Annotated in this window: 12 protein-coding genes and 2 tRNA genes; 1 reads left to right on the plus strand and 13 read right to left on the minus strand. The window is 50.3% G+C overall.

Going from position 1 to position 15087, the window contains the following annotated elements:
• The 8 genes from pnp to ATB02_RS15805 form a co-directional block, all read right to left on the minus strand.
• Positions 1–1339, minus strand: a 1339-nt coding sequence (pnp, locus tag ATB02_RS15770) for a polyribonucleotide nucleotidyltransferase (RefSeq protein WP_105271879.1), incomplete at its 3' end; no start/stop codon positions are given.
• 245 nt (positions 1340–1584) lie between these two features.
• Entirely contained in the window at positions 1585–1854 is a 270-nt protein-coding gene (rpsO, locus tag ATB02_RS15775; protein WP_000059466.1) for a 30S ribosomal protein S15, read from the minus strand.
• A gap of 148 nt (positions 1855–2002) precedes the next feature.
• Complete coding sequence (gene truB, locus ATB02_RS15780; protein ID WP_046081278.1) at positions 2003–2947, minus strand: tRNA pseudouridine(55) synthase TruB; 945 nt, start codon at positions 2945–2947, stop codon at positions 2003–2005.
• Positions 2947–3348 carry a 30S ribosome-binding factor RbfA gene (gene rbfA / locus ATB02_RS15785; RefSeq protein ID WP_001040205.1) on the minus strand — a complete coding sequence of 134 codons (402 nt, stop codon included), beginning with the start codon at positions 3346–3348 and terminating at the stop codon, positions 2947–2949. The genes truB and rbfA overlap by 1 nt, the downstream gene beginning before the upstream one ends.
• A 161-nt stretch (positions 3349–3509) precedes the next feature.
• On the minus strand, positions 3510–6182 hold the full coding sequence (gene infB, locus ATB02_RS15790; protein ID WP_000133052.1) for a translation initiation factor IF-2: 2673 nt from the start codon (positions 6180–6182) through the stop codon (positions 3510–3512).
• 24 nt (positions 6183–6206) lie between these two features.
• Positions 6207–7694 carry a transcription termination factor NusA gene (gene nusA, locus ATB02_RS15795; protein WP_001031046.1) on the minus strand — a complete coding sequence of 496 codons (1488 nt, stop codon included), beginning with the start codon at positions 7692–7694 and terminating at the stop codon, positions 6207–6209.
• 27 nt (positions 7695–7721) lie between these two features.
• On the minus strand, positions 7722–8174 hold the full coding sequence (rimP, locus tag ATB02_RS15800; RefSeq protein WP_001300397.1) for a ribosome maturation factor RimP: 453 nt from the start codon (positions 8172–8174) through the stop codon (positions 7722–7724).
• Positions 8175–8380: 206 nt separating this feature from the next.
• Positions 8381–8457, minus strand: a tRNA-Met gene (locus tag ATB02_RS15805).
• Positions 8458–8804: 347 nt separating this feature from the next.
• Here ATB02_RS15805 and argG point away from each other — a divergent pair.
• Positions 8805–10148, plus strand: coding sequence for an argininosuccinate synthase (gene argG, locus ATB02_RS15810; RefSeq protein WP_000207680.1), 1344 nt, complete (start codon positions 8805–8807; stop codon positions 10146–10148).
• Positions 10149–10155: 7 nt separating this feature from the next.
• Here the strand turns inward: argG and ATB02_RS15815 are convergent, their stop codons facing one another.
• The 5 genes from ATB02_RS15815 to folP all read right to left on the minus strand — a co-directional run bounded on the left by ATB02_RS15815 (position 10156) and on the right by folP (position 15077).
• Positions 10156–11781 carry a phosphoethanolamine transferase gene (locus ATB02_RS15815; protein WP_105271880.1) on the minus strand — a complete coding sequence of 542 codons (1626 nt, stop codon included), beginning with the start codon at positions 11779–11781 and terminating at the stop codon, positions 10156–10158.
• Positions 11782–12237: 456 nt separating this feature from the next.
• Positions 12238–12324 (minus strand) — tRNA-Leu (locus ATB02_RS15820).
• A gap of 14 nt (positions 12325–12338) precedes the next feature.
• The gene (secG, locus tag ATB02_RS15825) at positions 12339–12671 is read right to left on the minus strand and encodes a preprotein translocase subunit SecG (protein ID WP_001295556.1); all 333 of its coding nucleotides are present in this window, start codon (positions 12669–12671) and stop codon (positions 12339–12341) included.
• A 227-nt stretch (positions 12672–12898) separates the two neighbouring features.
• On the minus strand, positions 12899–14236 hold the full coding sequence (gene glmM, locus ATB02_RS15830) for a phosphoglucosamine mutase (protein ID WP_000071137.1): 1338 nt from the start codon (positions 14234–14236) through the stop codon (positions 12899–12901).
• Positions 14229–15077 carry a dihydropteroate synthase gene (gene folP, locus ATB02_RS15835; protein ID WP_000764731.1) on the minus strand — a complete coding sequence of 283 codons (849 nt, stop codon included), beginning with the start codon at positions 15075–15077 and terminating at the stop codon, positions 14229–14231. Before folP ends, glmM begins: the two co-directional genes overlap by 8 nt.
• Between the last annotated feature and the right edge of the window lie 10 nt (positions 15078–15087).

Raw genomic sequence — 15087 nt, forward strand, 5'->3', positions numbered from 1 at the left:
ACGCACCGCACACGGAAGCCATAGAAGAAGAACCGTTGGATTCGGTAATTTCAGACACTACACGTACGGTGTACGGGAATTTGTCCATATCCGGCATTACTGCCAGCACGCCGCGCTTCGCCAGACGACCGTGACCAATTTCACGACGCTTCGGAGAACCGACCATGCCAGTTTCACCTACGGAATACGGAGGGAAGTTGTAGTGGAACAGGAAGGTGTCAGTACGTTCGCCCATCAGTTCATCAAGAACCTGTGCGTCACGTGCAGTACCCAGCGTTGCGGTAACCAGTGCCTGCGTTTCACCACGGGTGAACAACGCAGAACCGTGAGTACGCGGCAGCACGCCAGTACGCACATCCAGACCACGGATCATATCTTTTTCACGACCGTCGATACGCGGTTCGCCTGCCAGTACGCGGCTACGAACAACATTTTTCTCGATAGCGTGCAGAATTTCACCCAGTTCGTTTTCGTCCAGGGTTTCGTCTTCAGCAAGCAGCGTCGCGATGGTTTCAGATTTGATGACATCAACCTGCGCATAACGCTCTTGTTTGTCGGTGATGCGATAAGCATCGCTCAGACGAGCTTCAGCCAGCGCAGCAACGCGCGCGTTCAGCGCTTCGTTTACCGGCTCCGGCTGCCAATCCCAACGCGGTTTACCGGCTTCTTTCACCAGTTCATTGATGTTCTGAATAACAACTTGCTGTTGTTCATGACCGAACACCACTGCGCCCAGCATCTGGTCTTCGCTCAGCAGTTCAGCTTCAGATTCAACCATCAGCACGGCAGCTTCTGTACCGGCAACAACCAGATCCAGTTTGCTCTCTTTCAGTTCGTCCTGAGTCGGGTTCAGTACGTACTGGTCATTGATGTAACCTACGCGGGCAGCACCAATCGGACCATTGAACGGAATACCAGACAGAGAAAGTGCTGCGGAAGCACCAATCATCGCAACGATATCCGGGTTAACCTGCGGGTTAACAGAAACCACGGTGGCGATAACCTGAACTTCGTTGACGAAGCCTTCCGGGAACAGCGGGCGAATCGGGCGGTCAATCAGACGCGCGATCAGCGTTTCGCCTTCGCTTGGGCGGCCTTCACGACGGAAGAAGCTACCTGGGATACGACCAGCAGCGTAGGTACGCTCCTGATAGTTAACGGTCAGCGGGAAGAAGTCCTGACCTGGTTTGGCTTTTTTCTGACCAACAACGGTAACGAATACCGCGGTGTCATCCATGCTAACCATAACAGCGGCAGTAGCCTGACGAGCCATCATGCCGGTTTCCAGAGTCACGGTGTGTTGGCCGTACTGGAATTTACGAACGATCGGATTAAGCAATGTAATATCCTTTCTCTTTCTTAGACAGCACCTTACGGCACTGGTGTTAATACCCGATCTTCTGCGCATCCTCGCGACTAATGACAACCCTAACCCAGCCCAATGTGGGTAAAGCCTCTCATTAGCCGCGCGAACCTCTGCAACGGAAGATCATTCATAGCAACAATACATTAGTTTCCAGTGAATTGCTGCCGTCAGTTTGAAAAAAGGGGCCACTCAGGCCCCTTTTCTGAAACTCGCAAGAATTAGCGACGCAGACCCAGGCGCTCGATGAGCTGGGTGTAACGTGCTACGTCTTTACGTTTCAGGTAGTCGAGCAGTTTACGACGCTGAGAAACCATGCGCAGCAGACCACGACGGCTGTGGTGATCTTTTTTGTGCTCTGCAAAGTGGCCCTGCAGGTGGTTGATCTGTGCAGTCAGCAGTGCTACCTGAACTTCAGTAGAACCGGTGTCGTTTGCGTCACGACCAAACTCAGAAACGATTTTAGCTGTTGCTTCAGTACTTAGAGACATTTTAAAACTCCAAAGTATATAGAATGAAAGGACGCCGATCTCTAATTCAGCGATCCCAGTGTACGTTACGCAAAGTGTTAAACAATTTACGCGACGTTAAGCGGCAGTATTCTACTCGTAGCGACTTGTTATCGCAAGACGGTTAACATTACGCCGGGTATTCAACCACCAGGCGACGAGGCGCAACGCGGCCTTCATCGTCAATTTCGCCCATACCGATAAACTTGCCGTTCTCACCTTCTGTAACGCGAACCAGTCCTTCCAGCGGCGCACCGGATGTACGAACCGGGTTACCATTTTTGAAGTAAACAGAAGACGTTAACGGAAGATTCACCACCGGATAGTCCGAAGCTGGACTGTCCATTGGCATCAGTAATGGATCAAGTAACTCCGCTGCCGGAATATCCTGCTGTTCGGCTTGCTCAACCCGTTCACGCAGATGTTCCAGAGTCACCATCCGTTCAACCGGATATTTACTTACAGCCAGACGACGCAGGTAAATAACATGCGCGCCACAGCCGAGTTTTTCGCCGAGATCGTCAATGATAGTGCGGATATAGGTGCCTTTTGAGCAGTGAATTTCCAGCTCCAGTTCATTGCCTTCGTGGCGAATAAACAACAATTCATAAACGGTAATCGGGCGTGCTTCACGCGGGACTTCAATTCCCTGACGCGCATATTCGTACAGTTTTTTGCCCTGGTATTTCAGTGCTGAATACATCGAAGGGATCTGTTCGATATCACCACGGAAAGTATCCAGTGCCGCCGCCAGTTGCTCTGCACTAAAGGTTACCGGACGTTCTTCAACGATTTGTCCGTCAGCGTCAGAAGTATCAGTACGCTGTCCAAGACGCGCAATCACCCGATAGCGTTTGTCGGAGTCCAGCAGATACTGGGAAAACTTCGTCGCTTCCCCGAGGCAAATCGGCAACATGCCGGTCGCCAGCGGGTCCAGCGCACCGGTATGCCCGGCACGATTAGCGTTATAAATCCGTTTCACTTTTTGCAGTGCATCGTTGCTGGACATACCCTGTGGTTTATCCAGCAACAAAACGCCGTTAATGTCGCGACCGCGACGACGAGGACGACTCATTAGTCCTCCTTGCTGTCGTCCGGATTAACACGACGTTCTTCGTCATGTTTGACCACGCTGGTCACCAGGTTTGACATACGCATCCCTTCAACCAGCGAGTTGTCGTAGAAGAAGGTCAGTTCCGGCACGATACGCAGGCGCATCGCTTTCCCCAGCAGGCTGCGGATGAAACCAGAGGCTTCCTGCAACGCTTTGATGCCCGCTTTAACCGCGTCTTCATCTTTGTCGTTAAGGAACGTCACATATACTTTTGCATACGCCAGGTCACGAGACATTTCGACACCGGAAACGGTGGTCATCATGCCCAGACGAGGATCTTTAATTTCGCGTTGCAGGATGAGAGCGATCTCTTTTTGCATTTCCTGCGCTACGCGCTGCGGGCGACCAAATTCTTTCGCCATAATAAATTCTCCTGACAAAAAAGGGGCTGTTAGCCCCTTTTTAAAATTAATTTCAGGTGGAAGGGCTGTTCACGTAGCCTGATAAGACGCGCCAGCGTCGCATCAGGCAATCCATGCCGGATGCGGCGTAAACGCCTTATCCCGCATAGAACCCTAAAACCTTAAGCGATGGTACGTTGGATCTCGATGATTTCGAATACTTCGATCACATCGCCAGTGCGGACGTCGTTGTAGTTCTTAACGCCGATACCACATTCCATACCGTTACGGACTTCGTTAACGTCATCTTTGAAGCGGCGCAGGGACTCCAGCTCGCCTTCGTAGATAACCACGTTGTCGCGCAGAACGCGGATCGGATTGTGACGTTTAACCACACCTTCAGTAACCATACAACCTGCGATGGCACCAAATTTCGGTGATTTGAACACATCACGAACTTCCGCCAGACCGATAATCTGCTGTTTCAGTTCCGGAGACAGCATACCGCTCATCGCCGCTTTCACTTCGTCGATCAGGTTATAGATGACGGAGTAGTAACGCAGATCCAGGCTTTCCGCTTCAATCACTTTACGTGCAGAGGCATCAGCACGTACGTTGAAGCCAACCAGGATGGCGTTGGACGCCGCAGCCAGGGTAGCGTCGGTTTCGGTGATACCACCTACGCCAGAACCGATGATCTTCACTTTAACTTCGTCAGTAGACAGTTTCAGCAAGGAGTCGGAGATCGCTTCCACGGAACCCTGAACGTCTGCCTTCAGAACGATGTTCACTTCGTGAACTTCGCCTTCAGTCATGTTGGCAAACATGTTCTCGAGTTTCGATTTCTGCTGACGTGCCAGTTTAACTTCACGGAATTTGCCCTGACGATACAGTGCAACTTCACGTGCTTTCTTCTCGTCACGCACTACGGTAACTTCGTCACCCGCTGCCGGAACACCGGACAAGCCAAGGATTTCAACTGGAATGGACGGACCTGCTTCCAGCACTTCCTGACCCATTTCGTTACGCATTGCGCGAACACGACCGTATTCGAAACCACACAGAACGATGTCGCCCTTGTGCAGAGTACCTTCACGTACCAGAACGGTAGCAACCGGACCACGACCTTTATCGAGGAAGGATTCGATAACCGCACCGCTCGCCATACCTTTACGTACCGCTTTCAGTTCCAGAACTTCTGCCTGCAACAGGATAGCGTCCAGCAGTTCATCGATACCGGTACCTGCTTTCGCAGACACGTGTACGAACTGGCTTTCACCGCCCCACTCTTCCGGCAGGATGCCGTACTGAGAGAGTTCGTTCTTAACGCGATCTGGATCGGCTTCTGGTTTGTCGATCTTGTTCACTGCAACCACGACCGGCACGCCTGCCGCTTTCGCGTGCTGAATTGCTTCGATGGTCTGCGGCATTACGCCGTCGTCGGCAGCAACAACCAGGACTACGATGTCCGTTGCCTGCGCACCACGTGCACGCATTGAAGTAAACGCGGCGTGCCCCGGGGTGTCCAGGAAGGTGATCATGCCGTTTTCAGTTTCAACGTGGTATGCACCAATGTGCTGGGTAATGCCGCCTGCTTCGCCAGAGGCCACTTTCGTTGAACGAATGTAGTCCAGCAAAGAGGTTTTACCGTGGTCAACGTGACCCATGATGGTCACAACCGGCGCGCGCGGTTCAGCCGCAGCACCCGTGTCACGGTCGCTCATTACCGCTTCTTCCAGCTCGTTTTCACGACGCAGGATAACTTTGTGGCCCATCTCTTCAGCAACCAGCTGTGCGGTTTCCTGATCGATAACCTGGTTGATGGTTGCCATTGCGCCCAGTTTCATCATCGCTTTGATGACCTGAGAACCTTTAACTGCCATCTTGTTCGCCAGTTCGCCAACGGTGATGGTTTCGCCAATCACAACGTCACGGTTAACGGCCTGAGCTGGCTTCTGGAAGCCTTGCTGCAGCGAAGAACCTTTACGTTTCCCGCCTTTACCGCCACGTACTGCTGCGCGTGCTTCTTCACGATCAGCTTTTGATTCAGAGTGTTTGTTGCCTTTCTTCGGACGCGCTGCTTTCGCGTTACGACCACGGCCACGGCCGCCTTCGACTTCACGATCGCTTTCGTCTTCTGCCTGGCGAGCATGTTGAGAAGTAGTAACGTGATAATCGCTGGAATCTTCAGTCGGTTCCGCGTTATCAGTCCATTTGTTTTCTTCCGCCATACGACGTGCTTCTTCAGCAACGCGACGTGCTTCTTCTTCGAGTTTACGACGCGCTTCTTCTTCAGCTTTACGCTTGAGCTCTGCAGCTTCCTGCTCACGGCGGGCTTTTTCAGCCTGGGCGTTTTTAGTCATATCGTCTTGTTGATTGCTCACTTTGTCTTTTTCCGCAGCTTCACGTTTCGCTTGTTCAGCGGCTTCACGCTTAGCTTGTTCTGCGGCCTCACGTTCAGCTTTTTGTTGCGCCTCGCGTTTGGCCGATTCTTCTGCCTCACGACGGGCTTGCTCTTCCGCTTCACGCTGCGCCTGCTCTTCCGCAGCAAGGCGTTCAGCCTCTTGCGGATCGCGTTTCACAAAGGTGCGTTTCTTGCGGACTTCGATTTGTACCGATTTGCTTTTTCCACCGGTACCAGGAATGTTAAGGGTGCTGCGGGTTTTACGTTGCAGCGTTAATTTGTCCGGGCCTGAATTTTTCTGATTCAGGTGGTCAATTAAAGTCTGTTTCTCTTGTGCGGACACAGAGTCGTCAGCAGACTTCCGGATACCTGCATCAGCAAATTGCTGTACCAGGCGTTCCACGGAGGTCTGTCGCTCTGCGGCCAGCGTTTTAATCGTTACATCTGTCATGCTGTTCCTTCCTGCTACAGTTTATTACGCTTCGTCACCGAACCAGCAAATATTACGGGCAGCCATAATCAGTGCTCCGGCTTTTTCGTCGGTCAACCCTTCGATATCAGCCAGATCATCAATGCCCTGTTCGGCGAGATCTTCCAGCGTACAAACGCCACGGGCGGCCAGTTTGAATGCCAAATCACGATCTATCCCTTCAAGGTTCAGCAGATCGTCAGCCGGTTTGTTATCACCGAGGCTTTCTTCCTGGGCCTGTGCAATGGTGGCCAGTGCATTTTTAGCACGCTCGCGCAGTGCTTCAACGGTCGGCTCATCAAGGCCTTCGATTTCCAACAGCTCTTTCATCGGCACATAGGCCAGTTCTTCCAGCGTCGAGAAGCCTTCTTCTACCAGGACAGTCGCAAAGTCTTCGTCGATGTCGAGATATTTGGTGAAGGTGTCGATCGCTGCGTGCGCTTCTGCCTGATGCTTAGCCTGCAGGTCGTCAACGGTCATCACGTTGAGTTCCCAACCGCTCAGCTGCGAAGCCAGACGCACGTTCTGACCGTTACGGCCAATCGCCTGCGCCAGATTACCGGCTTCAACGGCGATATCCATGGTGTGTTTATCTTCATCCACCACGATAGAAGCAACATCTGCCGGTGCCATTGCGTTAATCACGAACTGCGCCGGGTTATCATCCCACAGGACGATATCGATACGTTCGCCGCCCAGTTCAGTAGAAACCGCCTGAACACGCGCGCCACGCATACCTACGCAAGCACCTACCGGATCGATACGTTTATCGTTGGTTTTCACCGCGATTTTCGCACGAGAACCCGGGTCGCGAGCCGCTGCTTTAATTTCAATCACTTCTTCGCCGATTTCCGGCACTTCAATGCGGAACAGTTCGATCAGCATTTCCGGCTTGGAACGGGTGACGAACAGTTGCGCGCCACGCGCTTCCGGGCGAACAGAATAGAGCACGCCACGAACGCGGTCGCCAGGGCGGAAGTTTTCACGCGGCAGCATATCTTCACGCAGGATCACGGCTTCAGCGTTGTTGCCCAGATCCAGAGAGATGTTGTCGCGGTTCACTTTTTTCACCACGCCGGTGATGATTTCACCTTCGTGTTCACGGAACTGATCAACCACCATCGCACGTTCGGCTTCACGCACTTTCTGCACAATAACCTGTTTTGCCGTCTGGGTGGTGATACGGTCAAAGGTAACAGACTCAATCTGATCTTCAACGTAATCGCCCAGATTCAGGCTTTCATCTTCAAAGCGCGCAGCTTCAAGAGTGATTTCTTTCGTTGGCTGGGTGACTTCATCAACTACCAGCCAGCGACGGAAGGTGTCAAAATCACCGCTTTTGCGATCGATTTGTACGCGAACGTCGATCTCTTGTTCGTATTTTTTCTTGGTTGCTGTAGCCAGCGCGCTTTCCAACGCTTCGAAAATTTTCTCGCGAGGCAGCGCCTTTTCATTGGAGACGGCTTCAACTACAGCCAAAATTTCTTTGTTCATCGCGGGCTTTTCACCTCATCCAGACTATTAAAAGTGGGGAACCAGGTTCGCCTTCTGGATATTACTCAGCGCGAACACTTCATCTTTACCTTCGACGGTAACTGTGATCATTTCACCGTCTACCGCTTTGATAACGCCCTGCCATTTACGACGGTTTTGTACCGCCATACGGAGAACCAGAGTCACCTCTTCTCCGACGAAACGGGCGTAGTGTTCAGCCGTGAACAGTGGGCGATCGAGACCCGGTGAGGAGACTTCCAGGTTATAAGCAACGGTGATGGGATCTTCGACATCCAGCACAGCACTTACCTGGTGGCTCACATCAGCACAATCATCAACATTGATGCCATCTTCACTATCAATATAGATGCGCAGTGTGGATGTGCGACCGCGAATAAACTCGATGCCAACCAGTTCAAAACCCAGGGCCTCAACTGGCGCAGTAATCATCTCTGTTAATTTTTGCTCTAATGTGGACAAGCCCACCCCCAAGACATAAAAAAAGGGCCTAAAGCCCAGTTATTCTGTAGTCAGATAACAAAAAACCCCGATAAATCGGGGCTTTATATAACTGAACCCTATAACCGCAACTGCGGTCTGGAGCACTTTCCAGAAGGATTTTTTCAAATCCCACTACGAAGGCCGAAGTCTTCACAGTATATTTGAAAAAGGACTCTAAGGGAAAGTGGTTGCGGGGGCCGGATTTGAACCGACGACCTTCGGGTTATGAGCCCGACGAGCTACCAGGCTGCTCCACCCCGCGCCTGAAACGTGGCAAATTCTACTCGTTTTGGGTAAAAAATGCAAATACTGCTGGGATTTGGTGTACCGAGACGGGACGTAAAATCTGCAGGCATTATAGTGATCCACGCCACATTTTGTCAACATTTATTGCTAATCGCGTGAATGAATATCCAGTTCACTTTCGTTTGTCGAATACTTTTGCCCTCTACTGCTCCTCCTTAAGCGCATTATTTTACAAAAAACACACTAAACTCTTCCTGTCATCGATAAAAGGTGATTAAATGAAAACTCATTTATTTTGCATAAAAATTCAGTGAGAGCGGAAATCCAGGCTCATCATCAGTTAATTAAGCAGGGTGTTATTTTATGACGACGATTCTCAAGCATCTCCCGGTAGGTCAACGTATTGGTATCGCTTTTTCCGGCGGTCTGGACACCAGTGCCGCACTGCTGTGGATGCGACAAAAGGGAGCGGTTCCTTATGCATATACTGCAAACCTGGGCCAGCCAGACGAAGAGGATTATGATGCGATCCCTCGTCGTGCCATGGAATACGGCGCGGAGAACGCACGTCTGATCGACTGCCGCAAACAACTGGTTGCCGAAGGTATTGCCGCTATTCAGTGTGGCGCATTTCATAACACCACCGGCGGCCTGACCTATTTCAATACGACGCCGCTGGGCCGCGCCGTGACTGGCACCATGCTGGTTGCTGCCATGAAAGAAGATGGCGTGAATATCTGGGGGGACGGCAGTACCTATAAAGGAAACGATATCGAACGTTTCTATCGTTACGGTCTGCTGACCAATGCTGAACTTCAGATTTACAAACCGTGGCTTGATACTGATTTTATTGATGAACTGGGCGGCCGTCATGAAATGTCTGAATTTATGATTGCCTGCGGTTTCGACTACAAAATGTCTGTCGAAAAAGCCTACTCCACAGACTCCAACATGCTTGGTGCTACACACGAAGCGAAGGATCTGGAATACCTCAACTCCAGCGTCAAAATCGTCAACCCGATTATGGGCGTGAAGTTCTGGGATGAGAGCGTGAAGATCCCGGCAGAAGAAGTCACAGTACGCTTTGAGCAAGGTCATCCAGTGGCGCTGAACGGTAAAACCTTTAGCGACGACGTAGAAATGATGCTGGAAGCTAACCGCATCGGCGGTCGTCACGGCCTGGGCATGAGCGACCAGATTGAAAACCGTATCATCGAAGCGAAGAGCCGTGGTATTTACGAGGCTCCGGGGATGGCGCTGCTGCACATTGCGTATGAACGTCTGCTTACTGGTATTCACAATGAAGACACGATTGAGCAGTATCATGCACATGGTCGTCAGTTGGGCCGTCTGCTGTACCAGGGACGTTGGTTTGATTCCCAGGCGCTGATGCTGCGTGACTCCCTGCAACGCTGGGTTGCCAGCCAGATCACTGGTGAAGTTACCCTGGAACTGCGCCGCGGGAACGATTACTCCATCCTTAATACCGTCTCAGAGAATCTGACCTACAAGCCAGAGCGTCTGACGATGGAAAAAGGCGACTCGGTGTTCTCGCCAGATGATCGTATCGGTCAACTGACCATGCGCAACCTGGATATCACCGATACCCGCGAGAAACTTTTCGGTTATGCCAAAACTGGCCTGCTCTCCTCCTCTGCCGCTTCGGGCGTGCCGCAGGTGGAGAATCTGGAAAATAAAGGCCAGTAATTCGACATCAACCCTGCCCTTCAGGGGTGGGGTTACCTTGCTTATCCTCAGTAAACTCCTTTCTTAGCATCACAAAATCGAAAACATCATGGTTTGCATCTACAACCCGTGAGTCTCCTTTATAGTGTGCAATCACTTCCTCCAGCGTTTGCGGCTGTTCCGGCTTTGTTACCCCCATCCACGCATTAATAAGGTAATTATTGTAAGCAGTGGAAAAGATATCGTTTTCCGTTGTGCGATCCACGCCATCCCCAAGAACGGGGCTATACCAGATAAACATCGGAACATGATATGCCTGCTGGCTGGCCTCCCTGCCTCCATGAAAATAAATGTTCTTCTTCGTCGGGTCGCGTTCCAGGCCATGGTCGGCAAAATACATGACCGAGGCTCGGCGATCTTTTAATAATTCAAAAACCTGACCTAGCAAACTATCTGTGTAATGAATGGAGTTGTCATAGCAGGCATCCTGATCGTCCTGTGGTTGAAACACGGCGCTGGATTGCGGATAGGCGCTACAAGCCGGTTCATGGCTTCCATTTAAATGAAGAACAATCAGTTTCTTTTGCTGCGTCTTTTGCTGTAACGCTTGCGATAAATGCGGCAACAACAATTCATCAAATCCTCTGACATAGACTGTTTCCATGGCGCGCATGGCGATACTGGTAACTGCTGTACCATTCTGCCGAAAAGCGGATTGCGAGCTTAGCCAGAAAGTCTGAAATCCTGCTTGATTAGCCATATTAATAATGTTGTCCGGGTAATTATGAATGTCATGACTCAAAACAGAATCAGCAGTTAAAGAAAGGGGAACCGACAGCGCAGTGTAAGGTGCACCGCTTATTGCTTGATTAAACAGTTTGATCTGTTTTCTTTGTGCTTCGACTTGCGGTGTCGTAGAGCGTGTATATCCATACAAAGACATATTGTCGACACGTACAGACTCCCCCACAATCAACACGTAGGTATCAATACCTGTATCCCTGACTGATAATTGAAAATACGGCACCGTGTTTGCAATTGATAGTAATCTTTGATGCTCTTTCGCTGCTAAAGCAAAATAATTGAGATTGAAAAACGGTGTATAGGTAGCAAATCGCGACGCTAGTATATATGGACTGAACGCTTTTTTATTTTTTGCATCTTTATAAGCAAATTGACAAGCGGAAAATAAACTGCCCGAAATGACAATCAGCAATAATATTCCTGTCACTTTTTTCGTCGGCAAGGAAACATCATATTTTATTATTACTGCCCAAAAAAGAAGGGATAAAAAGGCAAAAGCACATAGATAAGGGATATACATCCCCAGCATTTTGACAACTTCATCTGGATCACTCTGCAGCACACTAATCGCAAATCCATCATTGAAAGTTGTACCAAAGGTACACCATGAATAGAGGCTAATACTCATGTCTGCCGCTGTCAGTAACACAAATGGTGCGGCAACAAGCAGGCGAAGCGGAAGGGATGATATACGTTTAACAACCAGGATGGTCAGAACGAAGAACAGCAATCGCTGAACCATATGCGCTCCGGAAGAGGCGACTAAGTTCGTAATACCAAAAACAATAACACAAAGATACAACAACCAATGAGATTTAAAACTTCTAACAAATTTGTTGAATACTGTCATCCAGAAATCCAAGTTCACAACCAATATAAACAATTATCAACAATGTTCAATTTTATATCAGACATGTTTTTCAACGCTGAGCTATATCAGACCGAAACACTGTTAGTTTTTTCTTTTTAAATGATGCGGCCATTGTTCTCAGTAATTAAATAACATTATCAATGCGTCTCTAAACATTACGCAGAACGTAGCCATCAGTAGTTATACTGACAGGAGCAGGATGGTTTATCGAGAAGTAAACATATCCGTATTCGTACCGGAACTGGAGTTGACACAATAAAGTGCCAATTATGTCAGCAGTAGGGAAAAGTTTATAACTAAGGCGTACCGGCACCATCGTTTCAAAGTACCAGCTACGAGTAAAGCAACTGGACGAGATACAGATACCTGACAACCATTCCTCAGACCAGAACCAAAACGAAAAAAGACGCTTTTCAGCGTCTCTTTTCTGGAATTTGGTACCGAGGACGGGACTTGAACCCGTAAGCCCTATTGGGCACTACCACCTCAAGGTAGCGTGTCTACCAATTCCACCACCTCGGCACGGATACTACTTTTTAGTTCGGGATATCGCTGGTCGGCTTAGCCGGAGCAGCTGGCTGAGTTTGTTCGGTTTTGGCCGGTGCACTCAGGTTTTCCCATTCACTACCTTTATTGGTTTTGTTGCTATTGATGTTACCCAGCACCAGACTGATGATGAAGAATAACGTTGCCAGCAGCGCCGTCATGCGGGTCATGAAGTTACCAGAACCACTTGAACCAAACAGCGTAGCGGAAGCGCCTGCTCCGAAGGAGGCTCCCATATCAGCGCCTTTACCTTGCTGCAGCATGATCAGACCAACAAGGCCAATTGCCACAATAAGGAAAACTACTAAAAGAGCTTCGTACATAATCAACCTGTTCCTTGCGGAGTTGCCGCGTACCAATGCTTCAACCAATAAAGCGGGAATTTCTAATCTTTCCCACTGAAGCGGGTGTGAATACTAACCAAAGCGAATGACCTTCGCAAGGGCAATTTTATCGCATTGTATCAACTGCGGAAAAAAACAGCAAAACCGATATGTTCACCGAGAAAAAAGGCGACAATCGCCGCCTTTTTAGCCAGTTATATAACGCGTTAAACGGCTTTTACTGCATCGGCGATGCGGTGTGCAAATTCAGTCACCTGCGCTTCGTCTTCGCCTTCCACCATCACGCGAATTAATGGTTCGGTGCCGGATTTACGCAACAGCACACGTCCACGGCTACCCAGCGCCGCTTCAACTTCTGCGGTTACAGCTTTGACTGATTCATGCTCCAGCGGATCGCCACTACCTGCGGTGTAACGCACGTTAACCAGAATCTGCGGGAACATTTTCATGCCGCTGCAAAGATCGTGCAGGCTCATATGGTTACGCGCCATCGCCGCCAGCACCTGCAAACCAGCAACGATGCCGTCACCGGTTGTGGTTTTATCCAGCAGGATCACATGACCAGAATTCTCTGCACCGATACGCCAGCCTTTCTCCTGCATTTTTTCCAGTACGTAGCGATCGCCCACTTTCGCACGAGCAAACGGAATTCCTAGCTGTTTCAGGGCGAGTTCCAGCCCCATGTTGCTCATCAATGTACCCACCGCGCCACCACGCAGTTGGCCCTGACGCAGACCTTCGCGCGCGATGATATACATAATCTGGTCGCCATCGACTTTATTGCCTTCATGGTCAACCATAATCACACGGTCGCCGTCACCGTCAAAGGCGATACCAAGATCTGCTTTTTCAGCCAGTACGCGCGCCTGTAACGCACGAACATCAGTTGCCCCCACTTCGGCATTGATGTTTACGCCGTTCGGCTCACAACCGATAGCGATAACGTTCGCCCCCAGTTCACGCAGCACGTTCGGCGCGATGTGATAAGTCGCGCCATTTGCGCAATCCACCACAATCTTCAGTTCACTGAGGCTAAGTTCGTTCGGGAACGTGGCTTTGCAAAACTCGATATAGCGACCCGCAGCATCAACGATACGGCTGGCTTTACCCAGTTCTGCCGAATCAACACAGCTGATCTCTTTTTCCATTTCCGCTTCGATGGCTTCTTCAACTGCATCCGGCAGCTTAGTACCGTCAATAGAAAAGAATTTAATGCCGTTATCGTAGAATGGGTTATGCGATGCAGAAATTACAATCCCGGCCTCTGCGCGGAAGGTACGCGTCAGATAAGCCACGGCAGGTGTAGGCATCGGGCCTGTAAAGAGTGCGGAAAGGCCCGCAGCCGCCAGACCCGCTTCCAGTGCTGACTCCAGCATATAGCCAGAAATACGCGTGTCTTTACCAATAATGATCTTACGAGAACCGTGGCGCGCCAGCACTTTACCCGCGGCCCAACCCAACTTAAGCACAAAATCAGGGGTGATCGGCGCATCCCCTACACGACCACGAATCCCATCGGTACCGAAATATTTACGATTACTCATAGCGTTTGTTTTCCTTTGCAGACAGAGTGGCTTCCACCACCCGCATCGCTTCTACGGTTTCTTTGACGTCATGAACACGAATGATGTGCGCACCTTGCATTGCGGCAATGACCGCACAGGCCAAACTACCGCTCAGGCGCTCGGACGGCCCCACGTTCAGCAATTGCCCAATCATCGATTTTCGTGACATACCCACCAACAGCGGCAGGTTGAAATGGTGAAATTCAGCCAGGCGCGCCAGTAATGAATAGTTATGGGAGAGATTTTTACCGAAACCGAATCCGGGGTCGAGCAACAATTTCTCTTTTGCGATACCCGCCTGCTCGCAACGTGCTATTTGCTCAATAAAGTAGCGATTCACTTCCGCAAAGACATCGTCATACTTCGGGGCTTCCTGCATGGTTTTTGGATTTCCCTGCATATGCATCAGGCAAACTGGCAAACCGGTTTCTGCAGCAGCTTCCAGAGCGCCAGGTTCGGAAAGGGAGCGAATATCGTTAATAATGTGAGCACCAACTTTCGCTGACTCACGGATGACTTCTGGTTTGGAAGTATCTACCGAGATCCAGACTTCGAAGCGTTGAGCAATTGCCTCAACCACAGGAATAACACGCTGCAACTCTTCTTCAACGCTAACTTCCGCCGCCCCTGGGCGCGTGGACTCGCCACCAACGTCAATGATCGTCGCGCCAGCGTTAATCATCAGATTCGCATGTTTCACCGCATCTATCAGCGAGTTATGCGTGCCGCCATCCGAAAAGGAATCAGGCGTAACGTTGAGGATCCCCATTACGTGAGGATGGCTAAGATCCAGTGAAGTGCCCTGGGCAAAGAGTTTCATGATGTTATCC

It is taken from the genome of Escherichia sp. MOD1-EC5189 (assembly GCF_002966045.1).
In the GTDB taxonomy this organism is placed as follows: domain Bacteria; phylum Pseudomonadota; class Gammaproteobacteria; order Enterobacterales; family Enterobacteriaceae; genus Escherichia; species Escherichia coli_F.